This window comes from Streptomyces sp. NPDC088794 (assembly GCF_044750545.1).
In the GTDB taxonomy this organism is placed as follows: Bacteria; Actinomycetota; Actinomycetes; order Streptomycetales; family Streptomycetaceae; genus Streptomyces.
Genome location: NZ_JBIVKB010000015.1, coordinates 254,732 through 280,608 on the forward strand (window position 1 = coordinate 254,732; position 25,877 = coordinate 280,608).

At 71.3% G+C, this 25,877-nt stretch carries 22 protein-coding genes; 7 read left to right on the forward strand and 15 right to left on the reverse strand.

The genetic code is table 11. The features are described 5' to 3' along the window. Nucleotides 1–35: 35 nt before the first annotated feature. The 6 genes from ACIP6U_RS35850 to ACIP6U_RS35875 all read left to right on the forward strand — a co-directional run bounded on the left by ACIP6U_RS35850 (nt 36) and on the right by ACIP6U_RS35875 (nt 5,525). Nucleotides 36–206: a hydrophobic protein gene (locus ACIP6U_RS35850; RefSeq protein ID WP_401726601.1), complete on the forward strand. Its 171-nt coding sequence runs from the start codon at nt 36–38 to the stop codon at nt 204–206. Between the two features lie 258 nt (nt 207–464). Further along, nucleotides 465–944, forward strand: coding sequence for an SRPBCC domain-containing protein (locus ACIP6U_RS35855; protein ID WP_401726603.1), 480 nt, complete (start codon nt 465–467; stop codon nt 942–944). A 457-nt stretch (nt 945–1,401) separates the two neighbouring features. Next, the gene (locus ACIP6U_RS35860) at nt 1,402–2,706 is read left to right on the forward strand and encodes a cytochrome P450 (RefSeq protein ID WP_401726605.1); all 1,305 of its coding nucleotides are present in this window, start codon (nt 1,402–1,404) and stop codon (nt 2,704–2,706) included. 198 nt (nt 2,707–2,904) lie between these two features. Beyond that, nucleotides 2,905–3,378, forward strand: coding sequence for a hemerythrin domain-containing protein (locus ACIP6U_RS35865; protein ID WP_401726606.1), 474 nt, complete (start codon nt 2,905–2,907; stop codon nt 3,376–3,378). A gap of 69 nt (nt 3,379–3,447) precedes the next feature. Further along, nucleotides 3,448–5,133 (forward strand): transaldolase, encoded by a 1,686-nt coding sequence (gene tal, locus ACIP6U_RS35870; protein WP_401726608.1) that lies wholly within the window; start codon nt 3,448–3,450, stop codon nt 5,131–5,133. Nucleotides 5,134–5,261: 128 nt separating this feature from the next. Further along, a complete protein-coding gene (locus ACIP6U_RS35875) occupies nt 5,262–5,525 on the forward strand; it encodes a DUF5133 domain-containing protein (protein ID WP_401726610.1) in 264 nt (87 codons plus the stop codon). A gap of 259 nt (nt 5,526–5,784) precedes the next feature. Here ACIP6U_RS35875 and ACIP6U_RS35880 read toward each other — a convergent pair whose 3' ends face one another. Beyond that, nucleotides 5,785–6,807 carry a LacI family DNA-binding transcriptional regulator gene (locus ACIP6U_RS35880; RefSeq protein WP_401726612.1) on the reverse strand — a complete coding sequence of 341 codons (1,023 nt, stop codon included), beginning with the start codon at nt 6,805–6,807 and terminating at the stop codon, nt 5,785–5,787. 6 nt (nt 6,808–6,813) lie between these two features. After that, entirely contained in the window at nt 6,814–9,792 is a 2,979-nt protein-coding gene (locus ACIP6U_RS35885; protein WP_401726613.1) for an aminotransferase, read from the reverse strand. Between the two features lie 311 nt (nt 9,793–10,103). On the opposite strand from ACIP6U_RS35885, the gene ACIP6U_RS35890 reads away from it, so the two are divergent. Beyond that, nucleotides 10,104–11,057, forward strand: coding sequence for a Ppx/GppA phosphatase family protein (locus ACIP6U_RS35890; protein WP_401726615.1), 954 nt, complete (start codon nt 10,104–10,106; stop codon nt 11,055–11,057). 56 nt (nt 11,058–11,113) lie between these two features. Here the strand turns inward: ACIP6U_RS35890 and ACIP6U_RS35895 are convergent, their stop codons facing one another. The 13 genes from ACIP6U_RS35895 to ACIP6U_RS35955 all read right to left on the reverse strand — a co-directional run bounded on the left by ACIP6U_RS35895 (nt 11,114) and on the right by ACIP6U_RS35955 (nt 25,775). Beyond that, nucleotides 11,114–12,049 carry an L-tyrosine/L-tryptophan isonitrile synthase family protein gene (locus ACIP6U_RS35895; RefSeq protein ID WP_401726617.1) on the reverse strand — a complete coding sequence of 312 codons (936 nt, stop codon included), beginning with the start codon at nt 12,047–12,049 and terminating at the stop codon, nt 11,114–11,116. A gap of 158 nt (nt 12,050–12,207) precedes the next feature. Beyond that, nucleotides 12,208–13,449, reverse strand: coding sequence for a cytochrome P450 (locus tag ACIP6U_RS35900; RefSeq protein WP_401726619.1), 1,242 nt, complete (start codon nt 13,447–13,449; stop codon nt 12,208–12,210). 12 nt (nt 13,450–13,461) lie between these two features. Next, nucleotides 13,462–15,282 (reverse strand): asparagine synthase (glutamine-hydrolyzing), encoded by a 1,821-nt coding sequence (gene asnB / locus ACIP6U_RS35905; protein ID WP_401726621.1) that lies wholly within the window; start codon nt 15,280–15,282, stop codon nt 13,462–13,464. Between the two features lie 16 nt (nt 15,283–15,298). Beyond that, nucleotides 15,299–16,729 carry an MFS transporter gene (locus ACIP6U_RS35910; RefSeq protein ID WP_401726623.1) on the reverse strand — a complete coding sequence of 477 codons (1,431 nt, stop codon included), beginning with the start codon at nt 16,727–16,729 and terminating at the stop codon, nt 15,299–15,301. A gap of 144 nt (nt 16,730–16,873) precedes the next feature. Next, on the reverse strand, nt 16,874–17,683 hold the full coding sequence (locus ACIP6U_RS35915; RefSeq protein ID WP_401726625.1) for an ABC transporter ATP-binding protein: 810 nt from the start codon (nt 17,681–17,683) through the stop codon (nt 16,874–16,876). Then, complete coding sequence (locus tag ACIP6U_RS35920; protein ID WP_401726758.1) at nt 17,680–18,753, reverse strand: FecCD family ABC transporter permease; 1,074 nt, start codon at nt 18,751–18,753, stop codon at nt 17,680–17,682. The genes ACIP6U_RS35915 and ACIP6U_RS35920 overlap by 4 nt, the downstream gene beginning before the upstream one ends. Before the next feature lie 11 nt (nt 18,754–18,764). Next, nucleotides 18,765–19,832 carry an ABC transporter substrate-binding protein gene (locus tag ACIP6U_RS35925; protein ID WP_401726627.1) on the reverse strand — a complete coding sequence of 356 codons (1,068 nt, stop codon included), beginning with the start codon at nt 19,830–19,832 and terminating at the stop codon, nt 18,765–18,767. A gap of 148 nt (nt 19,833–19,980) precedes the next feature. Next, nucleotides 19,981–20,598, reverse strand: coding sequence for a sigma-70 family RNA polymerase sigma factor (locus ACIP6U_RS35930; RefSeq protein WP_401726629.1), 618 nt, complete (start codon nt 20,596–20,598; stop codon nt 19,981–19,983). A gap of 155 nt (nt 20,599–20,753) precedes the next feature. Next, nucleotides 20,754–21,413, reverse strand: coding sequence for a hypothetical protein (locus tag ACIP6U_RS35935; protein ID WP_401726631.1), 660 nt, complete (start codon nt 21,411–21,413; stop codon nt 20,754–20,756). A gap of 236 nt (nt 21,414–21,649) precedes the next feature. Then, the gene (locus tag ACIP6U_RS35940) at nt 21,650–22,165 is read right to left on the reverse strand and encodes a copper chaperone PCu(A)C (RefSeq protein WP_401726632.1); all 516 of its coding nucleotides are present in this window, start codon (nt 22,163–22,165) and stop codon (nt 21,650–21,652) included. Then, the gene (locus ACIP6U_RS35945) at nt 22,162–24,435 is read right to left on the reverse strand and encodes a heavy metal translocating P-type ATPase (RefSeq protein ID WP_401726634.1); all 2,274 of its coding nucleotides are present in this window, start codon (nt 24,433–24,435) and stop codon (nt 22,162–22,164) included. The genes ACIP6U_RS35940 and ACIP6U_RS35945 overlap by 4 nt, the downstream gene beginning before the upstream one ends. Further along, the gene (locus ACIP6U_RS35950; RefSeq protein WP_401726636.1) at nt 24,435–24,707 is read right to left on the reverse strand and encodes a hypothetical protein; all 273 of its coding nucleotides are present in this window, start codon (nt 24,705–24,707) and stop codon (nt 24,435–24,437) included. Before ACIP6U_RS35950 ends, ACIP6U_RS35945 begins: the two co-directional genes overlap by 1 nt. Before the next feature lie 126 nt (nt 24,708–24,833). Continuing rightward, the gene (locus tag ACIP6U_RS35955; protein WP_401726638.1) at nt 24,834–25,775 is read right to left on the reverse strand and encodes a serine protein kinase RIO; all 942 of its coding nucleotides are present in this window, start codon (nt 25,773–25,775) and stop codon (nt 24,834–24,836) included. Between the last annotated feature and the right edge of the window lie 102 nt (nt 25,776–25,877).

A 25,877-nucleotide genomic window follows, 5' to 3' on the forward strand; every position in this document is an offset into this window, starting at 1 on the left:
GTGCAGGGCACACGAGTGGGCGGAGGTTGATAAACATGGTTCCCCTGCTTGTTGTTCTTCTTCTCGCGCTGATTCTTTTCGGCGCCGGTTTCGCCCTCAAGGCGCTGTGGTGGATCGCCGTCATCGTTCTGGTGGTCTGGGCGCTGGGCTTCGTGGTCCGGCCCGCCGGGCACGGTGGCCGCAAGGGCCGCTGGTACCGCTGGTAAAGACAGCACTCCGCTCCGAAGGCCTCGCCGACCTGGTCGGCGGGGCCTTCGCCATGCCGACGGCACACACCCGACCACGGATTCCGTATCCGAGCGATGAGGGCCCGTTTGCGGGGCACTCGTACCCGTACGGCCGGAGCGAGCGGCGTTCCGCAGGGAACCTTGCGCCTCCACCGCCACTTGCTCCGGCTGCTTTCCCGTGCCAGGAAATTCAGCCCCTTCGTGCGGGCCGGGGCACTTCGAACGGCGGAGGAACACATGGCCGTACAGCACCGTCTGATCAAGAAATCTCCCGAGGACGTGTGGAAGATCCTTTCCGATGCCGAACGGTACGGGGACTGGGTCGTCGGTACCTCACGGGCCGATGAGGCCAAGGGGCGGTGGCCCGAGCTGGGGGCATCCCTCCGCTACGAGATCAGGCTCGGCCCTCTCACCCTGCGCAACAGGACCGTCGTACGCCGCAGCGAACCGCCCACCGTCCTCGAACTGGAGGCGGACAGCGGGCCACTGGGGACCGCGAGGATCGCGATGGAACTGCGGCCCTGGGGCGAGCAGACCTTGCTCATCCTCGACGAACACCCGTTGCGCGGTGCGGGGGGCATCCTGCACAACCGTCTCGTGGACATGGCTCAGCTCGTGCGCGGCCGGGCGATGCTGGCCCGGCTCGCCCGGCTGTGCGAAGAGGACGAGGGCCCGGCCCGTGCCACTCCGGGGCGCCCGCGACCGCACACGGTCTGAATCGGCGGCGGGCAGCGGAGAGAGCCGCGCCACCGGGCGCGTGGAGCCACTCCCCCGAACGGCGCCCTGGTCCATGTACAGCGCGGGCCGACCCGCCGCGACCGCGAAGAGCACCACTGACGAACCGTCATGCCTCTTTGCAGCGGGGCGACTTCACCTTGTCTTCGGCACATGGCCGCTCGGGCGCCCGCCTTATTGCCCGGTGCGGGAGCCCGTGGCACCATCGGACAACTATTCGCCTGGATGGCAGTGAGGTGTTCATGAAACGGACACGACGCCTGATGGTTCGTCTGGTGGGCAGGAAGCGGGTCAGCGGGCGCTACCCGTACTGGCCTTACCAGCTTCGATAGCCCGGCCCCGCGGCCCCGCTCTCCTCAGGGGCACATCCACCGGACACAGTGGAAACGCCGATCGCAGGATCCCGTGCGAGGGGTCCTGCGATCTCTTGGGAGGCCGGATGGCACGGGCACGTCGCGAAAGTCCCAGCCGCCCGCCGGGCCCGCGCGGGCACTGGCTCACGGGCAACACCCGTGAGTACGAGGCCGACCGGATCGGATTCCTGCGCCGCTGCCACCGCGAGTACGGCGACGTCTTCTCCTTCGACGAACAGACCGTGTTCGTGCTCGACCCGGACCTCACCCACGAGGCACTCGCCCGCACCGGCCACGGGTTCGTGACCGAGCTCGCTCCGTTCGACATGCGCCGGGATCTCGATCAGGCCGCCGCACAGGCCGCCTCCTGGATGTCCGCACGCCGTGCCGTGTGGCCGGGGCTCAATCGCTCGGCGGCGGCCGGGACCGACCGTCGGACCGTGGAGATCCTCGACGCGGTGCTGGCCGCCGGCGCCGACCGTGAGGTCGACGTGCTCACCACGATGCGGGCGTTCACGGCCCGAGCGATCACCGAGTACTGCTTCGGCGCGGACTCCGCCGCCGTCGCGGGACCGCTCCACGAGACCACCCTCGCCACCCAGCCCTTCACCGAGTCGTCGTACGAGTTCCCCGCATGGCTGCCGCTCCCCCGTCACCGCCGCTTCTTCCGCACCGCCGGGCGCCTGAGCGACACGATGACCGGGATCGTGCGACAGCGGCGCGCGTCCGGTGCCCGCGCGCCCCACGACGACCTGCTCGGCTTTCTGATCGACGCCGATCCGGCCATGCCCGACGACACCGTGGCGTCCACGCTGCACAGCATCCTCATGGGCGGCCACGGCGTACCCGCCGCCGCGCTCACCTCCATCGTGTGGGAACTGGCCCGCCGGCCCCGGCTCGTCGACAGCCTTCGCGACGAGGCGAACGGGTCGGTGAGCGACGGCGCCTCCTTGTCCGCGGCGCAGCTTCCCCTCGCCGAGGCCGTGGCCCGGGAAACACTGCGGCTGTATCCGCCCGCTTGGCTGATGACCCGCACCGCCGGCACGGCAACCAGCCTGGGCGAGTGGTCGCTCGACCCTGGTGACGACGTACTGCTCAACGCCTACCTGATCCAGCGGGATCCCCGCTGGTGGCAGCGGCCGGACGAGTTCGACCCCACCCGGTGGTCGGACGGTCGGACGGTGCCGGGTCCGGCCTGCCTTCCGTTCGGTGCCGGACCACGGGTCTGCCTGGGTTCGGCACTGGCCATGCGCCAGCTCACGCTCGTCACCTCTCGGTTGGCACAACGCTTCACCATCTGGTCGCCGAACGCCTCGTCGGTGGCACTGGAGTTCGTCGGCCGACTCGCACCGGCAGGCCTGCGGGCCCGCTTCCCACTGGCCCGGCAGTAGGCGAAGCGAGCCGCGTCGGGTGCCCCTCGGCACGACTGCAAAACCACGTACCGGCCCGTGACAAAAGGTGCGCGCCGGGCGGGTCGACCGCGCCGGGCGGGGTAACCGGACCGCGGGAGCCGAACGTCCTTCGGTATTCCGCCAACGGAAACACCCCCGCGATCCGGAAACGCGCGGGAGGGAAAAGAAGGAGGACCTATGGATGCGATTGTGCTTCTGAAGGACGACCACCAGACGGTCGAGAAGCTGTTCAAGGAATTCGAGAAAGCCGGCGACCAGGCCTACAAGACGAAGCGGAAGATCGCCGACAAGGTGATCCAGGAGCTGACGGTCCACACCTGGATCGAGGAGAAGATCTTCTACCCGGCGGCTCGCGCGGCTGTGCCGGACACCACCGATCACGTACTGGAGAGCGTCGAGGAGCACCATGTCGTGCTGTGGATGCTGTCCGAGCTGGCCGGTCTGGACCCCAAGGACGAGCGTTTCGACGCCAAGATGACCGTTCTCATGGAGAACGTGCGCCATCACGTCGAGGAGGAGGAGAAGGAGTGGTTCCCCCAGGTCCGTTCCGCCCTCGGCCGCAACCGGCTGGGCGAACTGGGCGAGGAACTCAGTGCCGCCAAGGCCGACGCTCCCCACGACCCGCTCCGGGTTCCCAGCGCCAAGGAATGACCTCAGCCATCCGGGCGGGTGGGGCGAGGATCCTCGCCCCACCCGCCTTTCCCCTTTTGGAGATCCCGCATGTCCCAGCCCTTTTCCACCGGGTCCGACCCGCTCGCCCATCTGTCCGCCGCCGGGGTCTCGATCTGGCTCGACGACCTGTCCCGCGAGCTGCTGTCCGGCGGTGAGCTGGAGAAGCTGATCGCCGAACGGCATGTCGTGGGGGTCACGACGAATCCCACGATCTTCGCCTCCGCGCTGTCCCGTGGGGACCGTTACACCGAGCAGCTCCGCACCCTGGGCAGCACGGGCGCCGACGTCGACGACGCCGTCTTCGCCCTCACCACCGACGACGTGCGAACCGCCTGCCGCGTCTTCGCACCGATCCACGAGAGGACCGGCGGAGTGGACGGGCGGGTGTCGATCGAGGTCGACCCACGGCTGGCGAAGGACACCGACGCCACCGTCGAACAGGCGGTGAAACTGTGGGAGGCGGTCGCGGAGCCCAACCTCTTCATCAAGATCCCGGCCACCCTCGAGGGGCTCACGGCCATCACGGAGGTCGTGGCGCGCGGGATCAGCGTCAACGTCACGCTGATCTTCTCCCTGGAGCGCTACCGCGCGGTGATGGACGCCTACACGGCCGGCCTGGAGCGGGCCCGCCAGGCCGGACACGATCTGACGGGCATCCACTCGGTCGCCTCGTTCTTCGTGTCACGGGTGGACACCGAGGTGGACCGCCGCCTCGACGCCATCGGCACGCCCGAAGCCGCCACGCTCAGGGGCCGGGCCGCGGTCGCCAACGCCCGCCTCGCGCACCAGGCCTACGAGATGGTTGCCGCGGAGCCGTCCCGCCGGCGTCTGGCCGCGGCCGGCGCCCGGTCGCAGCGCCCGCTGTGGGCGTCCACCGGAGTCAAGGACCCCGCCTATCCCGACACGATGTACGTCAGTGAGCTGGCCATCGCCGGCACCGTGAACACCATGCCCGGCAGCACTCTGGCCGCGTACGCCGACCACGGCGCGCTCGCCCTTCACTCGCCGGCGGCCGACGACTACGCGGCCGCGCGGGAGCACTTCGCGGCGCTGGCGCGTATCGGCGTGGACTTCGCGGACGTCACCGACACCCTGGAGCGCGAGGGGTTGGCCAAGTTCGAGGCGAGCTGGGCGGAACTGGGCGACTCCGTCCGGCGCGAGATGGGCACGGCCGACGCCGCCCACGAGGGAGCCGGGACGGGCGCGGCCGACACCGCCGACGAAGAGGCCGAGCAGACCCCGTCCGGGGAGGAGCTGCTGGCCGTCTACCTCAACGACCACCTGGCGGGAGCGACCGGCGGCGCCCAGCTGGCAAGCCGGGCCGCCCAGGCCCAGAAGGCAGAACCGGCACTGGCCGAGCTGGCCCGGCAGGTCGAACAGGACCGCCAGTCCCTGCTACGGATCATGGACGATCTGGAGATCTCCACCGACCGTCCGAAGGTCGTCCTCGGCCGGCTCTCCGAGCTGGCCGGTCGCCTGAAGCCGAACGGCCACTTCTTCTCCCGGTCCCCCATGAGCGACGTGCTGGAGCTGGAGGCGATGCTCGTCGGCGTGACCGCCAAGGCGGCATGCTGGCGCACTCTGCGGGCACGGGCCGAGACCGATGGGCGCCTCTACACCGAGCACCTCGACTTCCTGACGGACCGCGCGGACCGCCAGACGGCGCTTGTGGAGAAGCTGCGCGCCGCCGCGGCCGCCCGAACGGTCGGCGGCCCTGCTCCGCAGGTTCCGTGACCGCGTTCACTCGCACCGAGCAGGAACGGCATCCGTCCTGAGACCGCCGCATCATGCATGAGATGTGCGTTATGGGACACCCGGGGAGTCAGTTACTCGAAAAACTTTAGAACAAGGAGCCTCCGCGCATGATCACCCCCCGCCCCCAGGTTCTGCGTGCGCAGCTGTCCCGCTACGCGGAGGCATGTGCCCGGATGCTCGAAGCCGACACCTCCGCGAATCGGCGCGCCCTCCAGGACACGGCGTACACGCTCTGCGTCATCACCGGGACGGACGAGATCAAGGACGCCCTCGCGACAGCGGACCGTCTGCTGACCGGAGAGCGGCCGAACACGCCGGAAGGGCGCCCGGACCTGGACGAAGGCCGGGACGACCGGACGCTGGTGGCCTGACCCCGGCCGGTTGAGGCTGGCGACGGAGGGTGCGGACGGAGACGTTCAGCGCCCGGGCGATGGTGGCCGGAGCCAGCTCCGGGTCCCTCAGCCGGCTGTCGGCGTATGCGGTGCCCACGGCGCGCAGTGACTGTGGCGGGACCGCGACGGGCGCGTGGGTCCGGAGGAGTCCGGTCCCGGAGCGCCCTACGACGACAGCTGAGCCACGGGCAATTCCCCAACACCCGCGGGGAGTTCGGGAAACGTGATCAGAATATGCCTAGGGGCGGGTGGAAGCCCGAACGTTCATCTCGATGGGAAGAGCGCGCACGGTACCCCGCGGCGTCTCACCCGACAGGATCTCGCGGAGCAGCCGGGCGCATTCGGCGCCCATGGCCCGCGGCCGGAGGTCGACCGCGGTGATCGGTGGTTCCGCCGTCCGCATGGAGGAGCTGTCCACGCAGGAGGCGAGGAGGAGGTCGTGACCCACCGTGCGTCCGGCGGCGCGCAGTTCGGGCAGTACCGCGGCGGCGGCACCGTCCGCGGCGCACACGATCGCGTCGATCTCCGGTGTTCCGGCGAGCATGTCCCGGACCGCGCCCTGCAGCACGTCGGGCGTGGAACCGAACGGTGCCTTGCGGACGAGGTGCGGAACGCCGCGCTCGGCGCACCAGTGGGCGTGGGTCCGCTGCAGCGTGGTGGCCCAGTCGGAGGTGGTGTCGGAGGCGATGAACGCGGGCCGCCGGGCGCCGGCTTCGTACAAGTGGTCCAGGAGTCCGGTCATCGAGGTCTCGTGGTCTGACCAGATCACCCCGGTCGGCTGCCGGTCCCCGACGTACCGCTCGGCCGTGACGACCGGCAGCCCGCTGTTCATCAACTGGTCGACCACCGGGTCCTCGGCCACCGGGTCGCACAGCACGATCCCGTCCACCTGCGGGACCGCGCCGCGGTGCGGCAGGTGCCCGGAGGACAGCAGGGTGACGTTCAGGCCGGCACGCGAGGCCTGTTCGGCGACGCCGAACACGAACGACATGTAGTACTCGGCGCTGGTCAGGAACTCCGGGATGTGCAGGGCGATCGTGTCGGTCACCGAGGTGCGCAGGCTGCGGGCGCTGCGGTTGGGCGCGTACCCCAGCCGCTCGGCCGCCTCCAGCACCACCCGGCGCGTCGGGCCCGACACCCGGCCGTGTCCGCGCAGGGCGTCCGACGCCGTGGTCTTGGAGACCGCCGCCTCCCGCGCCACATCGGCGATGGTGGGCGGGTTGCCGGGTCCGGGCGGCACGGTCGGAATCCTGGACGACATCGCGGGTCACCATCCGTACGTCAGTACGTCGTCGAGGGCCTCGACGAACACGTCCGCACCGGGACGGGTCAGGCACAGCGGCGGCTTGATCTTCAGCACGCACTGCCGGTCGGAGGTCGGCTGCATGATCACGCCGAGTTCGCGCAGCCGCTCGCAGACAGCCGCCGTCTCCTCGGTGGCGGGCTCCAGGGTCGTACGGTCCCGCACGAACTCCACGCCCAGATACAGGCCCGAGCCGTGCACCGCGCCGATCAGCGGGTGTCGGCCGGCGAGTTCGACGAGCCGCCCCTTCAGGTAGCCGCCGATCTCGAGGGCGTTGGCCTGGAGACCCTCGTCGCGCAGGGCGTCGAGGACGGCCAGGCCGACCACGGAACTGACGGGGCTGCCGCCGGAGGAGGAGAAGAAGTAGCCCTGCGTGCGGTAGGCGTCGGCGATCTCACGGCGGGTGATCACCGCGCCCAGCGGGTGTCCGTTGCCCATCGCCTTGGCCACGGTCACGATGTCCGGCACCACGCCCTGCTGCTCGAACCCCCAGAAGTGCGTGCCGAGCCGGCCGTAGCCGACCTGCACCTCGTCGGCGACGCACAGTCCTCCGGCGGCACGGGTGGCCTCGTAGACCTGTGCCAGATAGCCGTCGGGGAGGGCCATGCCGCCGGCGTTGCCGTAGTACGGCTCGCAGACGAAGGCGGCGGGCGGGGTCCCCCGCCCGGCGAGTTCGGTGATCCGGGCGGCGGCCTCGGGACCGTACCGCCATGCTTGCGCACCCCGGTGGCTGCCCCGGTAGGAGTTGGGAGCGGCGACGGCGTGCACCCAAGGCGGCCTGGAGGACAGGGCGTTGGGGTTGTCCGCGACGGAGGTCGAGACCGCGTCGCTCGCGTAGGTCCAGCCGTGGTAGGCCTCCTCGACGGCGACGACGTCCTGCCGCCCGGTGGTCGCCCACGCCAGGCGCAGCGCGAGGTCGACGGCCTCGGAGCCGCTGTTCACCAGGAAGACGGTGTCCAGTCCGTCGGGCAGCAACTCCGTGATGCGCTCGGACAGTTCCACCACCGAGGCGTAGTGGAAGCGGGAGTTGGTGTTCAGTCGCCGCCACTGCCGGTGCACGGCGTCGCTCAGGGCGGGGTGGCCGTGACCGAGGATGGTCACGTTGTTGAGCATGTCGAGGTAACGGCGGCCATGGGTGTCGACCAGGTGGTGCCGCCAGCCGCGTTCGATGCGGGGCGGGGCGTCGAAGTAGTGCTCCTGGACGGTGGCGAAGGAGCGGTTGCGCCGGTCCAGCAACTCCCCGTCTGCGACCGGGTCCTGGGGCTCACCGGGGTGCTGATCGAGATCCCGGCCGGTCAGCAGCACGGTCGGGTCCGGGCACAGCTCCAGCCATCCTGCGGCGAGTTCGGCACCGGCGAACCGGGGCGCGCGGCCACCCGCCAGTCGGGACAGCTGAACGCCCAGCACATGCACGCCGTTTCGGCCGGTCACCGTGCCGAGGCTCTGGCCTGCCGAGACCGGACCGGTGGCACTCGCGTGGTCGACGCCGTCCAGGATCAGGTCCGGCCTGTCCTCGCCGAGGGCCCTGAGGGTCAGCCCGCCGTCCGTGTGCCGGGTGACCGTTCCGGACCAGGGCGCCCGCACCTCCAGCGGACCGGCGACGTACAGGTCCACCCCGAGCGCGCAGGTGCCGTCGGCGGCGTGCGCACGCGTCAGCCGGAACTCCCCGTGCCGGGTCATCGCCGCGGCCCGTCCTGCCGCCAACGCGTGCACGGCCAGCGCGGGTTCGGCCTCGGGCTCCAGCCAGCGGCCGGTGTGCAGGTCGTCGCTCAGCACCGACAGATCGAGGACGTGCACGTCGTCCGGCAGCCCGGGCAGCAGCCGGCCTCCGGTCACGGCCGCGGCCCGCGCCGGCGGACGGCCGAGCGCGTACCGCAGTTGGCCCGCCATGACCTCCGCCGGGACGGACACCGCGGCCTCGAACATGGCCCACTCCCGGTCGAGCGCGGCCGAGGCGTAACGGTTGTCCGGGTCGAGGAGTGTGTCGTACTGCCCGCTGACCACCATGACGGCCGACCGCAGGACGATCAGCGGCCACAGCACGGCCACCTCGTCGTCCGAGAGCGGCCTGACCGCGTGGAACGCCCGCACGGCGGGCAGCACCGACGCCGGTCCCGTCCCGTGGTGGTGCAGTACGGAGGTACAGGCGACCGCGAGTTCCGCCACCGTCCAGCCGGGGCCCAGGTCCCCGAAGTCGATCACCCCGACGGGGTCGGGGCGGCCGTCGGCGGTCGTCTCGCAGACCACGTTGTTGTCGGTCACGTCGCCGTGGATCAGCTGCACCGGCAACACGTCGGCGTACGGCTCCACCAGCGCGTACGCGGCGCGAGCGGCACGCAGGACCCGCTGGGCGCGCACCTGGTCGGACAGGCGCGGGGCGAGTTCCTCGATCACCGCGGTCGCGTTGCGCAGATCCCACAGCCGGGTCCGGTCGCGCTCCCCCGCGTCGCGCCCCGCCTCCACGGACTTCGCCGCGTCGCGCCCCGCCTCGCCGGGCTCCACCGCGTCGAGATCCGCGAGCCCGACGGCGATGCGTCCGGCCAGTCCGCCGAGCCGGGCGACGACCCGCGGGGCGAGATAGCGGCTGTCCATGATCGGTTCACCGGGTACGTAGTCCAGCAGCCGGCATGCCAGGGCCACCCCGTCCACGGTGAGCCACTGGACGATCTCGCCGTCCGCTCCGACCCGGGCCCTGGGCAGCCGCACCCCGGGGAGGGCCTCCGCCAGATGGTCGACCGCCGTGCCCTGCGCGTGCAGGACGGCCGGATCCGTGGCGGGGTTGGCGATCTTGAGGACGCAGTCGCCCGTCTCCGTGCGGACCCGGTAGTTGCGGTCCTGCTGGCTGCCCAGATCCTTCAGCGCACCGCGCACACCGAACCGTTCGGCGAGCAGGGTCGCCAGATCGGCCTCGTCGACCGAGGGAAAGCGCTGGGGATGGCTCATGGAGGGCTCCGCCTCTGCTTGCCGGAACGTTCCGGCGACCGTAGGACCGGCATGTCGGGCACGTCAATGCCCAGCGTGCCCGAATTGGGCACGCGATCTTCAGGGAAGCCCGGGGACCCCGCCAGGACGGAGGAAAAGTGCTGGTCAAGGCCCACCTCGGTGATCCGCTTGCGGGAAGGGGCGGAGGGTGCGCGGGCGGCGACGATATGCTCACACGCTGAGCCGGAAACACGACACACCGTCGTCCCGGCTGTCGGAGGACCGAAGAGGAAGCCGGCCGGGTCGAGCGCGAGCCTTGAGGAGGCGATGAGGTGCGGCAGGCAGGCGTGCTCGATGTCGGGTGCCACAGTGCTCTGCTGACGGTCGTACGCCGGCGCCCGGGCGCGGTGCTGGAGCCGGTGTTCTCCCGCAAGGTACGGCTGAAACTGCACCAGACCCTCGACCACAAGGGACGACTGGAGAGAGCCGGCGTGAAAAGCGTCGAGCGGGCAGTGGCCGAAGCCGTCGCCGCCAACCCGCGCCCGCGCGGACCAGAAGTCTTCGCATTCGCCACCTCCGTCATCCGGGACGCACCCAACCGGGACGCCATCATCGCGCAGGTGGCCCGCACCACAGGCACCCACCTGCGGGTACTGACCGGCGAAGAGGAAGCACGCCTGGCCTACGTGGCCGCCCGCCACTGGGCCGGCCCAGCCGCCGGACGCCTGCTCGTCCTGGACATCGGCGGCGGAACCGTCGAGATCGCCTCCGGCACCAAGCACCAGCCCCGCTCCGTCCACTCACTGCCGCTGGGCGCACGCAGGATCACCCGCGACTGGCTCCCCGGCAACACGACACCCTCCCGACACCGCCTGGCCGAAATCCGCGAACACCTGCGCCAGTCCCTGCAAGCCGTCCCCGACCTGCCCCTCGCCGAACCCGGTGTGCGGGTCCTGGCCTGCTCCAAAACCTTCGAACAACTCGCCCGCCTCGCCGCAGCCCGGGGCAAGGCACCACGAGCCGCACGACAACTTGCCCTGCCCCAACTCCGCTCCGCGACAGCCCTGTTGGCCGACGCCAAGCCGTCCCGCCGCGGCAAACTGCCCGGCATCTCCCGACACCGAGCCGAACAGTCCCTGGCCGGAGCCCTGATCGCGGAAGCCCTCATGGAGACCTGCGGCGCCAAAAGCGTCGAGATCTGCCCCTGGTCCACCCGCGAAGGACTCCTGCTCGAACACCTCCACACGCCCCACACCACCACGGACCACTCCCCCCTCACCGGCTGACCCGCCGACACTGTCGGCGACCGGGTTCTGCGGACTCGCCACGCGGGTCCCGTTCGTCATCCGGTCTGGACGAAGTGGCTGGGGCGACCTTCGCGTCGGACCAGTCGGCCCTGCTGGGCGGCTGTGGCCTTCGGTACGAGGGTCCAGGTGCCGTCGGTCCGGCGCAGGGCGGCCGAGTGCCACGGCGTGGTCCAGGCATCGGGCGCGTCGAGGAGACGAATCCCGAACTTGGCGGCGCCGACGGGCTGGGGGTGGATGGACAGACGTACGCAGCGGGGGTGGTGGTCCGCGATCAAGTCGCCCCAGGCCCGGCTGCGTTGGATGACCCCGTAGGCGCGCTGGCGGCAGGCGCGTTGCAGGGCTGAGCGGGTGCCCCGGTGGTCGGCGGTGTCCTCCACCAGGAAACGGGTGATGCCCCGGTACAGCGCCAACGCGTTGTCGTCGGCGCGGATCTCGCCGCGCAGGGTGTCCAGGGCCGGTGCGTAACGCCCGTGGACGTGGGCGCGTTTCGCGTCGTGCGGGAGGTCGCCGAGCACGTCACGCAGATCGAAGACCGACAGTCTCTCCAGACCCAACTGGCTGATGAGTACGCGCAGTTCGTCGGCGTAGGCGTCGATGTGCTCGTCGGGGACGCCTATCAGATCGCCGAAGATGTGGCCGTCGGAGCAGATCACCATGCGGGCGCCTGGTGGGTAGACGCGCTCGATCTCCGTGCACAGGGTGTTCAGGAAGGTCAGGGAGAGGCGCTCGCCCATGTCGGGGAGGTGCCCGAGGACTTTGGCGGGGTTGGGGGACTTGCAGGGGAAGCCGGGGAGGGTGAGGACGACGGGGGCGCCCGCTCGTACGAAGTCGGTGATCCGGCCCAGTTGATGGGGGAACGCCTCGGCCGAGGCGTGGGCCGGGTCGGTCGTGCGGTGGTGCGGCAGGAGCAGGTTCAGGATCGCGGCACCGGTGCTCGTGGGGAGGGCCTCCGGCGTGGTCGTCAACGGCATGTCGTTTCCTCCGGGAGGGCGTGCGGGCATGACGGCATGGCGCCGTGGCCAGTCATGGCCGGGCGCCGTAGGGGAGTTGGGGGCAGGTCAGGCGGAGCCGGGGCGGGCGTTTCCGTCCGCCCCGGTCATCCGGGGGCCCGGGTCAGAGGCGGCGTGGATCAGAGGCGGCGGTCGTAGCCGACGGAGAGGTGGTTCGTGCCGCGGCCCAGTACGGCCGGGATCCACTCGATGTCCTGGTCAGCGATGGCCAGATGCAGGCCGGGGAGACGGGCGAGCAGGGTGCCGAGCGCGGTCTGGAGTTCGGCGCGGGCGAGGGCGGCGCCGGGGCAGAAGTGGATGCCGTGGCCGAAGGCCAGGTGGGGGTTCGGGGAGCGGTCGAGGTCGAGGGCGTCAGGGTCCGGGAAGCGGCGCGGGTCGCGGTTGGCCGCGCACAGGGAGACGATCACCGAGTCGCCTGCCGGGACCTCGGTGCCGTGCAGGTCGCTGTCCCGGTCGAAGAAGCGCCAGGTCGTCAGCTCGAAGGCGCTGTCGTAGCGCAGGAGTTCCTCGACCGCGCGGGGCAGGAGCGTCGGGTCGTCGCGCAGGCGGGTCAGCTGGTCCGGGTTGCGGAACAGGGCGATCAGGGCGGTCGTGATCTGGTTGGTGACCGGTTCCTGGCCGGCGACCAGCAGCTGGAAGATCATCGAATCCAACTCCTCCTGGGACAGTTCGCGGCGGTCACGGGCCACGACCAGGCGGCTGAGCAGATCGTCCTCCCACTGCTCGCGCTTGTGGGCGACGACCTCGGCGATGTAGCTCTGCAGGCCGTGCAGGCGGGCCTCGTACCGCTGTCGTCCGGGGTCGGTGGGGCCGACCGGCTGGACGACCTTGCCCCAGTCGCGGTCGAAGCGGGCCGCCAACTCCCGTGGCAGGCCGATGACTTCGGCGAGGACCTGGAAGGGGAAGCGGGCGGCGAAGCCCGACACGAGATCGGCCGGGCCGGACGACGGCAGGGCGTCGACCAGCGCGTCCGCCAATTCCTGGAAACGGGGGCGGAGTTCCTCGATCCGGCGGGGCGTGAACGCGTCGGTCACGAACCGCCGCATGCGGGTGTGCTCGGGCGGGTCCTGGTGGAGGAGGTGGATCTGGAGCTGGGAGTGCTGCGGCTCCGGCATGATCGAGGCGCGGGCCCGCCATCTGTCGTTGCCCCGGTCGTGGTTCTTGCCGAGACGGTCGTCGTTCAGGGCGGAGTGAGCGGCTTCGTAGCCGGTGACGAGCCACGCCTGGACGCCACTGGGGAAGAGGACGCGGTGCACCGGGCCGGCCTCGCGCAACTCCTCGTAGAGCGGATACGGATCGGCTTTGTAGGGGCAGCCCATCAGCGGTACGGGCTCGGCGGCCACAGGCTCTTGGACGGTCATGAACGAGGCTCCTCAGAGGGCGAGTTCGGGCTGGTGGTGGTCGAGCCAGAGGGCGAGGTCGACGACGCGCTCCAGCCGCAGGCGGTGGCCCCACTCCAGTCGGTCGGGCGGGGTGTCGAGGGAGGGCTTGATGCGGGTCTCGTCGGCGAGGGTGCGGACCTGTTCCGTGGCGAGGGTGTCGCGGGCCATGTTCTGGAGGCCGCGGTTGTACTCGGGGTGGTGGGTGGCGGGGTAGTGGTTCTTCGGGCGCCACAGGACCGACTCCGGCGCCAGACCGGTACCGGCGGCGCGCAGCAGGCTCTTCTCCCGGCCGTCGTGACTCTTCAGCGCCCATGGGGTGTTGAAGGCGTACTCCACGAGCCGGTGGTCGCAGTACGGGACGCGTACCTCCAGGCCCTGCGCCATGCTCAACCGGTCCTTGCGATGCAGGAGTTGACGCAGCCAGCGGGTCAGGGACAGGTGCTGCATCTCGCGCTGCCGGTGCTCGGTGGGGGTCTCGTCGTCGAGGTGCGGTACGGCGGCCAGCGCGCTGCGGTAGGTGTCGGCACGGAACTCCCCCATGCGCAGGTCGAGTTCGGGGTTGAGCGGCATCGCGGCCTCGTCACCCGTCACCAGCAGCCAGGGGAACGTGTCCGCGGCGAGCGCCTTCGGGTTGTGGAACCAGGGGTAGCCGCCGAAGACCTCGTCCGCCGCCTCGCCGGACAGGGCCACGGTCGAGTGCCGTCGTATCTCGCCGAAGAGGAGATACAGCGAGGTGTCCATGTCGCCGACGCCGATCGGCGAGTCGCGGGCCACGACGACGGCTTTGCGGTGCTCGGGGTCGAGCAGGGCGAGCGGGTCGAGGACGACCGTGCTGTGGTCGGTGCCGATGAAGGCACCGGCTTCCGTGGCGTACGGGGTGTCGTGGCCGGTGCGCAGCACGTCCCCGGTGAACCGCGCCGCCTGGTCGCTGTAGTCGACGGCGTACGAGCGGATGCGGGCGTCCTGGCCCTCGCGCAGCCGGAGTTCGTCGGCGAGCAGGGCGGTCAGGACCGTGGAGTCGAGGCCGCCGGAGAGCAGGCTGCACAGCGGGACGTCGGCCTCCAGTTGGCTGCGGGCGGCCGTTCCGACCAGCTCGCCGATCCGCTCGACGGTCGTGTCCCGGTCGTCGTCGTGGGTGCCGGCCTCCAACTGCCAGTAGCGGCGCTCGCGGACGCCGTCCCGGTCCAGGACGAGCAGCCCGCCGGGCTCGACCTCGCGTACGCCGGACCACACGGTCGGCCCGGTGTTGAAGAGCAGCCCGTACGCCTCCCGAAGGCCGTCGGCGTCCACGCGGGGCCGTATCTCCGGGTGCGCGAACAGCGCCTTGGGCTCGGACGCGAAGGCGAGACCGCCGTCGACCGCCGCCCAGTACAAGGGCTTTACGCCGAGCCGGTCGCGGACCAGCAGCAGACGCTGCTCGCGTTCGTCCCAGACGGCGAAGGCGAACATGCCGTCCAGATGCTCGGCCACCGCCTCGCCCCACTCGGCGTAGGCGCGCAGGACCACCTCGGTGTCGCTGCGGGTGCGGAACTCGTGCCCCAACCCCCGCAGCCGCGACCTGAGTTCGTGGTGGTTGTAGACCTCGCCGCTGTAGCTGAGCACCACGTCGGACCGGTCGTCGGTCATCGGCTGCGCTCCGCCCACGAGGTCGATCACGGACAGGCGGCGGTGGCCGATCGCGGCACGCTCGCCGAGCCACACGCCTCCGGCGTCGGGGCCGCGCGGGGTGAGGGTGGCGGTCATGGCCTCGATGACCGGGGCCCGGGTGCGGGCGTCGCGATGGAAGGACACCCAGCCGGTGATTCCGCACATGAGGATGGCTCCTGGATCAGTGGTGAGCGGCGGGCGCCGCATCGGTCGACTGCTGAGGCGTGTCGGGCTTTCCTGGCACGGATGTGGACCTCGTACCGGACAGGACGAGCAGGGGTACGGCGAGACAGGCGGCGACGGCGGCCAGCGCGAGGCCCGCCCGTGCGCCGCCGGCCAGTGCCCAGGCGGTGGTGGCCAGAGCCGGGCCGAGGGTGAAGCCCAGGCTGCGGGCGAGCTGCACGGCCGAGCCGACGGTCGCCGTCCGGTCGGGTGGGGCGGCGCCCATGACCAGGGCCTGGGTCGGACCGCCGTTCAGGCCCATGCCGATGCCTGCCAGTGCCAGCCGCCAGGCCACGTCCCGCGCCGACCAGCCCTCGTCCAGCGGGACGAGCAGGAGCAGGCCGACTGCGGTGAGCGCGGCGCCGGCGACCGCGACCGGCCGGGCACCCCACCGGTCGGCGAGGCGTCCGCCGACCGGGCCCGCGAGACCCATGCCGAGCGGGAAGGCGAGCACGGTCAGGCCGGTGGTCGTGGCGCTCAGCCCGTCATCGCGCTGGAGATGCAGGGCGACGACGTAGTGCATGGCGGCGAAGCCGGCCGCGAGGGTCAGCACCGCCCCGTGGGCCGGGAACAGTCCCGTCGTCCGCAGTACGCCGGTCACCGGACGCCCGCCGGGCCCGCGCAGCCACCGCCACAGCGGCGGTACGGCGGCCAAGGCGAGGAGCAGCCACGCCGGGTCGTCCGCCGCCAGGGTCAACGCCAGGAGCAGGGCCGCCACGCCCGCGGCCACGAGCAGCGCGTCGGCCGCCGACCGGCGATCCGGCGCGCGCAGGCGGCCGTCCCTCGGCATGGCCCGCCAGGCGACCACCAGGGCGAGCACGCAGAACGGGATCTTGACCAGGAAGACGGACCGCCAGCCCAGATGGTCGAGCAGCAGTCCGCCCACCGCCGGTCCGGTCACCGCGCCCAGCGGCCCCAGCGTCGCGGGCACGCTCATCGCCCGCGCCCGCGACTCCGGCCGTACGGAACGGATCGCGAGCACCGGCATCAGCACGAACAGCACCGCGCCGAACGCGCCCTGCGCGAGTCGGGCCGCGATCAGCCAGGCCGCCCAAGGGGCGACGGCGGCAAGGGCACTGCACAGACCGAAGCCCGCGGTAGCCGTCAGCACCGCCGCGCACGGGCCCACCCCGTCCAGCCACCGGCCGACCGGCAACAACAGGGCCACCACGGGGAGTTGATAGCCCAGCACCGCCCACTGCGCGGTCGCGGCGGAGACGTGCAGCCCGTCGGCGATGTCGGCCAGGGCCACGTTGACGATGTTCATGTCGAGCATCGCGATGAACGACAGCACGCCCGCCACCGCCACCAGCAGCCAGCGGTCCTCGCCTGCCGAGCCGACGGAGATCTCACCGGACTGCCGTTCCGAACCGGGACTTCGGCGCGTCACCTTTTCGCCCCTTCCCTTCACGGGTGGGCTGCCGGACAGCAGCCTCGTCCCACAAGTCGGCGGAAAACCGGGGTGAGTTCCCGGGCGGCGGCCGGCAAAAAGGTGAGCGAAATCCGAGTCCGCGAAGGGAACTCCGGGGCGCCCTCAACCGACTTCTGAACCGACGGTCCCTGCCTCGACAACCGCCGGCGCCTGATGGTCGAAGGCGATCAGCGGGTCCCCGGTGAGCGGATGGTCGATCACTGCCGCCCGCACCCCGAAGACCTCCGCCAGCAGGCCCGGGGTGAGCACCTCGCGCGGCGGTCCGGAGGCCACCACGGCTCCCTGGTGCAGCACGTGCAGCCGGTCGCAGACCGACGCGGCGGCGTTGAGGTCGTGCAGCGACACCAAAGTCGTACGGCGTCGGACGCGCAGCAGGGCGAGCAGCTCGACCTGGTGGCGGATGTCGAGGTGGTTGGTCGGCTCGTCCAGGACCAGGACGTCCGGGCTCTGCGCGAACGCCCGTGCCAGCAGCACGCGTTGGCGTTCTCCGCCGGACAGGGCGGTGAAGCGGCGACCGGCGTGGCCGCCCATGCCGACGTCGGCGAGGGCGCGGGCGACGACGTCCCGGTCGGTGGCGTCCTCGCCCGCGAAGGCCCGCTTGTACGGGGTGCGTCCCATGGCGACGACCTCGCGCACGGTCAACTCGAAGTCGGTCCCCCGCTCCTGCGGCAGAGCGGCCACGTGCCGGGCCGACCGCACCGGGCTCATCTCCCGCAGGTCGGTGCCGGCCAGCAGCACCCGCCCGGCGGTGGGCCGTAGATGCCGGTAGACGGTGCGCAGGAGCGTGGACTTGCCGCTGCCGTTCGGGCCGACCAGGCCGGTGATCTCGCCCTCGGCCGCCACGAGGTGGGCGCCCGTCACGACCGTACGCCCGGCGTACGCGACGTGCAGGTTCTCGATGTCGATCCTCAACTGTCGTTCCCCAGACGCCGATCGAGCAGATAGAGCAGAGCCGGAGCCCCGAGCAGCGAGGTCACCACGCCGACCGGCAGCTCCTGTGTGTCCATCGCGGTACGGCAGACGATGTCGACGACCACCAGCAGTACGGCGCCGAAGAGCGCGGAGAGGGGCAGCAGCCGGCGGTGGTCGCCGCCGACGACCAGGCGGCACACGTGCGGCACCATCAGGGCGACGAACGCGATCGCGCCGGAGACCGCCACCAGGACGCCGGTCAACACGCTGGTGACGGTGAACAGTTCGCGCCGCAGTCGGGTGACGTCGACACCGAGCCCGGCCGCGGTCTCGTCCCCCATGAGGAGGGCGTTCAGTCCGCGGGCGCGGGCCTGGAGACACAGCCAGGCGGCCGGCACGGCGACGGCGGGCACGGCGAGCAGGGGCCAACTCGCCCCGCTCAGACTGCCCATGAGCCAGAACAGCACACTGTGGGTCTGCTGCTCGTCCCCTGCCTGAAGGACGAGGTAGCTGGTGAAGCCGGACAGGAACTGGCCGATCGCGACCCCCGCCAACACCAGTCTCAGCGGGGCGAATCCGCCTCCTCGACGGGCGATCGCCCAGACCAGCGCGAAGGTGACCAGGGCGCCGACGAAGGCCGCGCCGGACAGCCCGAGCCCGAGCGCACCCCCTGCCCCGAGGCCCAGCACGATCGCGGCGACCGCGCCCAGCGAGGCACCGTTGGAGATGCCCAGCAGATACGGATCGGCGAGCGGGTTGCGCACCAGCGCCTGCACGGCCGTACCGACGAGACCGAGCCCGGCGCCGACCAGGGCCGCCAACAGGGCGCGCGGGAGCCGGAGTTGCCACACGATCAGGTCGTTCGTGCCCGGGCGCGGCGCCTCGCCGGACAGTCGCCGCCACACCACGCTCCACACCTCGGCGGGCGGGATGGCCGTCGAGCCCCGGGCGACCGCGGCCGTCAGCGCCGCGAGGAGCGCCACGGAAAGGAGGGCGGCCAGCGGGCCGGCGGGCACACCGCGTGCCTCCGTGGACTCGTGCCCGGCGGCGCTCTCGCGCCGTACCAGCAAGGAGGCCACCGTCAGCCGACCTTGCCCGGGTAGAGGGTCTTGGCGATCTCCTCGACGGTGTCGGCGTTCTCGACGCCCGCGATGGTGGTCCGCTCGGAGCCGATGCGCAGGAAGTGGCCTTCCTTGACGGCCGTCAGGCCCTTGGTCGCGGAGTTGTCCTTCAGCCACTTCTCCGCCTCGTCGAACGCCTTCTCGTTCGCCGCGTCACTCCCCCGGTTGCGGACCGCGAGCTGGATCCAGTCCGGGTTCTTGGCGATCACGTCCTCCCAGCCGACCTGCTTGTAGTCGGCGTCGCAGTCGGCGAAGGCGTTGCGGGCGCCGGCGAGGGTGATCACCGCGTTGGCGACCTGGCGATTGCAGACGACGGTGGGCTGCTTGGTGCCGGAGTCGTAGTCGAAGAAGAAGTACGTCGGGCGGTCACTCTCGGCCGTACTCCCCACCGCCTTCTGGACCGCGGCCACCTTCGTCCTCATCCCGGTGACGAGTTCCTTGGCCTTCGCGCCGGTGCCGGTGACCGCGCCGAGGGAGGTGATGTCGGCCTCGACCTCGGACAGATCGGTCACCGCGCTCTTGCTCTGCGCCGCGCAGGCCGTCGACTTGAGGTAGATGTGGCTGATCCCGGCCGCCTTGAACTCCTCGGCGGTCGGGGCGTCTCCCATGCCGTTGCCCATGCCGCCCATCGACGCGAACGTGTCGATGTACAGGTCGGCGCCGGAGCCGAGCAGCTTCTCCTTCGGGATCACGCTCTGGCTGAGCACCTTCACCTTTTGCGCCTGCGCGTCGAGCGTGCCGGTCAACGTGCCTTTGCCGGGCGGGAATCCGGTGCCGATCACCTTGTCGCCGGCGCCGAGGCGGAGCAGCAGTTCCAGACTGGAGGCGTTGCTGGTGACGATCTTCTCGGGGGCGGCGGAGAAGGTGGTCCTGGCGCCCGCGCAGTCGGTGACGGACACCGGGTAGCCGCCCGGGGCGGCCTTCCCGGCGCTCACGTCGGCCGTCTCCTTGTCTCCGTCGCCGCAGCCCGCCGCCAGCAGACCGCCGAGCACGACGGCCGCCGTTCCGCCCCACACACGAGAACGCATCGAAAGTCTCCAGGTTCCACTCGGTACGCGGATGACCTTCCGTCACCCGGTCCAGTAGTCGGGATGAAGACGCCGTGAGTTCCCGCCCATGCCGACAGGGGGTGTCGGTGCCGAGTTCGCGTCTCGCCACCGACACCCCCTGTCGCGCTCAGACTGCCGCCGCTACGGGCTCGTCGGCCTCGGCGAGCAGATCCGTCAGGGTCGCCCGGGCCCGCGCCACGCGGGAACGGACCGTACCGATCGGGCAGTCGCTCGCCTCGGCCGCCTCCGCGTACGGCAGACCCAGCATCTGGGTGAGGACGAAGGCCTCGCGGCGCTCGTCCGGCAGCGCGGCGAGCAGGTCGAGGAGCGCGACACCGTCGTCGAAACCGGGCAGGTCCAGCGGCTGGGCCAGCTCGATGGCCAACTGCCAGTCCGGTACGTCGGACAGGCGGGGTCGGGCGGCGGCGTACCGGTAGCTGTCGATGACGGCCCGGCGGGCGATCGACAGCAGCCAGGAGCGTGCCGACGAACGGCCCTCGAAGCGGTGCAGGCTGCCGAGCGCGCGCAGGAACGTGTCCTGTGCCAGGTCGTCGACGGCCTGCGGATCGCCGCAGAGATGAGCGACGTACCGCTGGACGTCGCGTTGCAGGGCCCTGACGAAGTGCTCGACCGCGTCCGCGTCACCGTGGCGGGCGGCGAGCGCCCACGCGGTTATCGACTCGTCGAGAGCTGCCGATTTCTTCTCGCCTTTGCCGCGCGCGGCGGGCAGGGCAGGAGTGATCACCTGGAGTCCTTCTCAGTCATCCGTGATCCGGACCGAAGTGTGCGGGATCCCGCACGGTCCGGTGAGTGGGAAAAGACGGCCCTACGGCGCCTGCGCGGGCGTACGGCCGTGGCCCGGGGCACGCCTCGCGGGCGGCCTCGGGATACCGGCTGTCGTCAGACGACAGCGGTCCGGGCCGGCGGCCCCCGAGAGGTGATCGCGTGGACCAGAAGGAGAAGCCGTGGCGCCCGGTCCGAGCGGAAGCGGCGCACCCGGATGCGCGGGCGGTCCGTGGGCGCGGGCAGGGCGAGCAACAGCCGCAGCGGAGCGGCCAGTCGGCCGGCGACGGCCCGCAGGATACGGAACGCGGCCCGCTCGCCGTGGGCCAGCCAGAGCCCGCACAGCAGCGCGGCGAGCAGGTGGGCGACGAGCATGCCGGTCGACGACATGCCGCCGGCCGACGCGTCCCCCATGTGCATGGCGTCCATGTGCGCGGGGTCCAGGTGGCTCGTGCCCAGGTGCCCCATGTCCATGGAGTCCATCGAGCCCATGTCCATGGTCGTGGCCGCCGGTTCACCGGCTGCCGACTGGGCGAGCGAGAACGCCGAGTGCAGCACCGTCTGGGCGGCGACCACGACCGTCACGATCAACGGGAGCCCGCGCTCACGGCCCGCCAGGCACCAGCCCGCGACACCGGTCACGGCGAGCCCGGCGACCAGTGCCCACGCGGGCACGTAGGCGCCGGACATCATCACGTGGCCCAGGGCAGCGAGCACCACGCAGACGGCCGCGAACACCGCGGCCCGTATCGCGCGAGAACACCACCCTGGCCTCATGGCGCCTCATCCTTGCATCAGGGCGTCGACCGTCACGTGTTGGTACGCAAAGCCACAGCCCGCCACACTCAATCCACAGCATGTGACCCAGACCACGGCAACACGCGGGAACTCAAAGGGAATTGGGTCCGACCCCTACGAGGGAGGGCCTTCAACTCCTGGGCGAGACAGCCTTCGCCCACACCATGGGCATTGGGCCCACGGCATGGGCGTTGTTCGCGATCGCTAAGAGACTGTCACTGCTCGGAGGGCCGGACCACCACCGCGAGCGTCCTGACCGCTCCGCTGCGCTCGAAGTGCAGCGTGAACGGTACGAGGTCACCGGCCTGCCAGCCCGAACCGGCCCGCAGGGTCACGTCCAAGTCCCGCGGCGACATGGCGAGTTCGCGGCCCGCCCGGACGACCACCGACGCCACGTCGGCCCGGTAGGCGGTCGCGCCGTCGGCCATGCGATGGCGGCTGAGGGTGATCTCCCCGCCCGTGGCGGAGGACGTCACGCCGACGAGGCGGTCGTCCGCACCACCGAGGTTGGAGACGTCGAAGAACGCGGCGGTGTCCGTGTTGGCGCCGTACGGCAGGTAGACCCGACTGTTCGAGACGGCGATCCGGGCCGGGCTGCCCGCCTGCCCGGCACCGACCCAGGCCGTCAGCCCGCCCAGGGCGACGCCGCACACGGCCAGGGGCGCCACCGCGGCGAACAGGGTGTCGGCGAGTCGGCGGCGCGTCGGGCGCCAGGGGTGCTCTCCGTTCATCGGGTACGCCTCCCGGCGGCCGTCGTCGGCTGCCAACCGCGCAGCCGCAGGCTGTTGGCGACGACCAGCACCGAGCTGACCGACATGGCCGCGGCGGCGAGCATGGGGTTGAGCAGCCCGACCATGGCGAGCGGCACGGTCACGACGTTGTAGCCGAAGGCCCACACGAGATTGGCGCGGATGGTGCGCAGGGTGCGTCGGGCCAGTCGTACGGCGTCCGCGAGGGCTTCGATGTCGCCGCGTACGAGCGTCACGTCGGCGGCGCCGATGGCCACGTCGGTACCGGTGCCCATGGCGATGCCGAGGTCGGCGAGGGCGAGTGCCGCGGCGTCGTTCACGCCGTCGCCGATGACAGCGACCTGGTGACTCTGCTCCTGCAACTCCCTTACGAGGTACGCCTTGTCCTCGGGCGAGCAGCGGGCATGCACCTCGTCGATCCCCAGCGCCGATGCCACGGCCCGGGCAGGCGCCTCCCGGTCGCCGGTCGCCAGCACCGGCCGGACTCCGAGTCGCCGCAACCGGTCCACGGCACGGTAGCTGCCGGGGCGTACGACGTCACCGATCTCGATCAGCGCCTCGGTCACACCGTCCACGCGTACCAAAACCGGAGTGTGCGCGGCGGCCTCCGCCGCGGCCAGGGCGGCCGTGAGGGCGTCGGGCAACTCGCCGTCCAGGGCGAGGACTTCGACCAGCCGCCCCTCGACGCGGCCGCGCACCCCCTTCCCCGGCAGGGCGTCGAACTCGCTCACGTCCGGCAACGCCCGTTCGGGCAGGGCGCGTTGGGCGTACGCGGTGATCGCCCGGCCCAGCGGATGCTCCGAGCCGTGTTCGACCGCGCCGGCCAGCCGCAGCACCGCGTCCTTCCCGAGCCCGTCGGGTACGGCCGCGACCCGGGCGACGGTCGTGTGCCCGGAGGTGAGGGTGCCGGTCTTGTCGAGGACGACGGTGTCGAGATGCCGGAGTCCCTCCAGGGCCTGCGGACCGCCGACGAGGACGCCCAGTTGGGCGCCGCGACCGGTCGCGGCCATCAACGCGGTCGGGGTGGCCAGGCCCAGCGCACACGGACAGGCCACGACGAGCACGGCCACGCACGCGGTGAGGGCGGCCTGCGGATCGGCCCCGGCGCCGAGCCAGAAACCGAGCGTGGTGACGGCGAGGGCCATGACGACGGGTACGAAGACTCCGGCGACCGAGTCGGCCAGCCGCTGCACCTTCGCCTTCCCTGCCTGCGCCTCGGTCACCAACCGTGTGATCCGGGCGAGTTGGGTGTCCACGCCGACAGCGGTGGCCCGGACGAGGAGCAGCCCACCGGAGTTGACGGCACCGCCGACGACGGACGATCCAGGACCGACCTCGACCGGCTCGCTCTCGCCGGTGACAAGGGCCAGATCCACGGCCGAACTGCCCTCCGTCACCTGCCCGTCGGTGGCGATCCGCTCACCGGGCCGCACGACGAAGACCTGCCCGAGACCCAACTCCTCGATGGGGACGAGCCGTTCGGCACCGTCCTCAAGCACCGAGACTTCCTTGGCCGCGAGGTGGGCGAGCGACCGCAGTGCCGCCCCGGTGCCGCGCCGAGCCCGTGCCTCAAGGAAACGGCCGGCGAGCACGAACAGCGGTACACCGACGGCCGCTTCGAGATAGATGTGGGCCACGCCGTCGGAGGCGGCGGGCACCAGCGTGAACGGCATCCGCATCCCGGGATCGCCCGCACCCCCGAGGAAGAGCGCGTACGCGGACCAGCAGAAGGACGCCGCCACGCCGAGGGACACCAGCGTGTCCATGGTGGCCGCCGAGTGCCGCAGCCCCCGCGCGGCACGCACGTGGAAGGGCCACGCGCCCCACACGGCGACCGGCGCGGTCAGCGCGAAGCACAGCCACTGCCAGTTGCGGAACTGGAGGTCGGGCACCATCGACAGGACGAGGACGGGCACCGCGAGCAGCGCCGTGACGAGGAGACGGTCACGCTCCTGCCGCGCCTGCTCGAACTCCTCGTCCCCGTCGGCGCGTTGCTCCTTGCGCTGCTCCTTCTTCGGCGGCGCGGGAAGGGCCGCCTCGTAGCCGGCCTTCTCGACCGCCGCGACCAGTTCCGCGGGGCTGATCTCGGTCGGATGGCTCACCCGGGCCCGTCCGGTCGCCAGATTGACGGTCGCCGTGACCCCGTCCAGCTTCCCGAGCTTCTTCTCGACGCGTTTCACGCAGGCGGCGCAGGTCATGCCGCCGACGCTCAGATCGGTCGTCACGAGGACGGCCGCCGGTTCGGCGCCCATCAGTTGCCTCCGCCGTGCATGTCCATGTCGTCCATGCCGCCGGTGCCGCTGCTTCCGTCACCGGTCCCGTCGGTACCACCAGTGCCGCCGGTGCCGCCCGTATCGCCGGTGCCGTGCATGCCGGGTGCGACGGGGCCGACGCCGGACCCGACGGCGTACGAGAGGGCGAATATCAGCGTCAGCAACAGAAGGAAGCCGCAGAGCGCGGGAGGGGGCACCCGCTTCCGGGGCACCGCACTCGCGCGGGAGGGGGGTTGTCGGGACTCGTCCATCACCGGTCTCCAGTTCACGTCGTGCGGCGGAGGTCGGACATCGTGAGTGCCGCACCACTTCAGGAGTCGGACAGGACAGGTCCCGAGTTCCCGCGCAGTCGTAGGTTCCGTGCTCAGGCGTCCCGTTCAGAAGGCGTGTGCCATCAGCTCCGCGAACAGCTCGTGCTCGTCGACATCGAGGCCCCGTGAGCGGAACCAGCCGCAGATGTTGGCGCAGTCGCGCTCGAGGAAGGTCATCCCGTTGAGGTTGCCGACCAGGTCGACGATCTGCGGCAGGTCGATGACGACCAGCCGCTCGCCCGCCGCCAGGATGTTGTACGCCGAGAGGTCACCGTGCACGACGCCGTTCTGCACCATCGTCGCGAGCGCGTCGGTGAGTTGCTCGAAGTACGACGCCAACAAATCGGGCGAGGGCCGGGTCTGGGCCAGGCGGGGCGCGGTCTGGACGGTGCCGTCCTCGTCGACGACGGTGATCCACTCCATCAGGATCTCGGTGCCGTCGATCTGGACCGGGTAGGGAACCGGCAGTCCGAGGTTCCAGAACCGCACCAGGGCGGCCCACTCGGACACCGCCCACTCGCCGGCCGCGACCTGCCGGCCGAAGGTGCTCTTGCGTTTGACGGCCCGCTCGTCGCGTGAGCGCTTCATCGAGCGGCCCTCGGTGTACGACGCGGCCCGGTGGAAGGACCGGTGTTCGGGAGAGCGGTACCGCTTGGCCGCCATCACCACGCCGGCGTCGGGGTCGAGCGGGTCGGCACGCTCGACGAGGTGGACGTCGGCCTCCTTGCCGGTCTTGAGGACACCGAGGTCGGTGTCGATCGCGCCCTGCGAGGTCACCACCCAGTCCGGGAGCGGCTCGGGGCCGCGGGAGAGGGGTTCGACGCTGAGCCAGGTCGACCAGCGCTGACCGTCGGCGAGGTCGTCGTCGTAGGCACGGAATTCGAAGACGAACCGTTCGTCGACGTCCGCCAGGTCGTCCGACGGAGGGACGTGACGGTGGGGGTCGGTGACGAAGTCGTCAGGAAACGCGGGGAGTTGAGGGTGCTGCGAGAGATCGTCGTGAGACATCGCTGGGGGTGCTCCATGAAGTGAGTGAGAGGCGGTCTGCGGGCAGGCCGAAAACAGTCGTGGTCACGGTCGTGCCTCCTCTCGTGGAGCACCGGGCAGCTC

Excerpts from the sequence above, each read along its gene's own strand:
- ACIP6U_RS35850 (WP_401726601.1), top strand. The coding sequence starts at position 36 with ATGGTTCCCCTGCTTGTTGTTCTTCTTCTCGCGCTGATTCTTTTCGGC.
- ACIP6U_RS35855 (WP_401726603.1), top strand. The coding sequence starts at position 465 with ATGGCCGTACAGCACCGTCTGATCAAGAAATCTCCCGAGGACGTGTGG.
- ACIP6U_RS35860 (WP_401726605.1), top strand. The coding sequence starts at position 1,402 with ATGGCACGGGCACGTCGCGAAAGTCCCAGCCGCCCGCCGGGCCCGCGC.
- ACIP6U_RS35865 (WP_401726606.1), top strand. The coding sequence starts at position 2,905 with ATGGATGCGATTGTGCTTCTGAAGGACGACCACCAGACGGTCGAGAAG.
- tal (WP_401726608.1), top strand. The coding sequence starts at position 3,448 with ATGTCCCAGCCCTTTTCCACCGGGTCCGACCCGCTCGCCCATCTGTCC.
- ACIP6U_RS35875 (WP_401726610.1), top strand. The coding sequence starts at position 5,262 with ATGATCACCCCCCGCCCCCAGGTTCTGCGTGCGCAGCTGTCCCGCTAC.
- ACIP6U_RS35880 (WP_401726612.1), bottom strand. The coding sequence starts at position 6,807 with ATGTCGTCCAGGATTCCGACCGTGCCGCCCGGACCCGGCAACCCGCCC.
- ACIP6U_RS35885 (WP_401726613.1), bottom strand. The coding sequence starts at position 9,792 with ATGAGCCATCCCCAGCGCTTTCCCTCGGTCGACGAGGCCGATCTGGCG.
- ACIP6U_RS35895 (WP_401726617.1), bottom strand. The coding sequence starts at position 12,049 with ATGCCGTTGACGACCACGCCGGAGGCCCTCCCCACGAGCACCGGTGCC.
- ACIP6U_RS35900 (WP_401726619.1), bottom strand. The coding sequence starts at position 13,449 with ATGACCGTCCAAGAGCCTGTGGCCGCCGAGCCCGTACCGCTGATGGGC.
- asnB (WP_401726621.1), bottom strand. The coding sequence starts at position 15,282 with ATGTGCGGAATCACCGGCTGGGTGTCCTTCCATCGCGACGCCCGCACC.
- ACIP6U_RS35925 (WP_401726627.1), bottom strand. The coding sequence starts at position 19,832 with ATGCGTTCTCGTGTGTGGGGCGGAACGGCGGCCGTCGTGCTCGGCGGT.
- ACIP6U_RS35935 (WP_401726631.1), bottom strand. The coding sequence starts at position 21,413 with ATGAGGCCAGGGTGGTGTTCTCGCGCGATACGGGCCGCGGTGTTCGCG.
- ACIP6U_RS35940 (WP_401726632.1), bottom strand. The coding sequence starts at position 22,165 with ATGAACGGAGAGCACCCCTGGCGCCCGACGCGCCGCCGACTCGCCGAC.
- ACIP6U_RS35945 (WP_401726634.1), bottom strand. The coding sequence starts at position 24,435 with ATGGGCGCCGAACCGGCGGCCGTCCTCGTGACGACCGATCTGAGCGTC.
- ACIP6U_RS35950 (WP_401726636.1), bottom strand. The coding sequence starts at position 24,707 with ATGGACGAGTCCCGACAACCCCCCTCCCGCGCGAGTGCGGTGCCCCGG.
- ACIP6U_RS35955 (WP_401726638.1), bottom strand. The coding sequence starts at position 25,775 with ATGTCTCACGACGATCTCTCGCAGCACCCTCAACTCCCCGCGTTTCCT.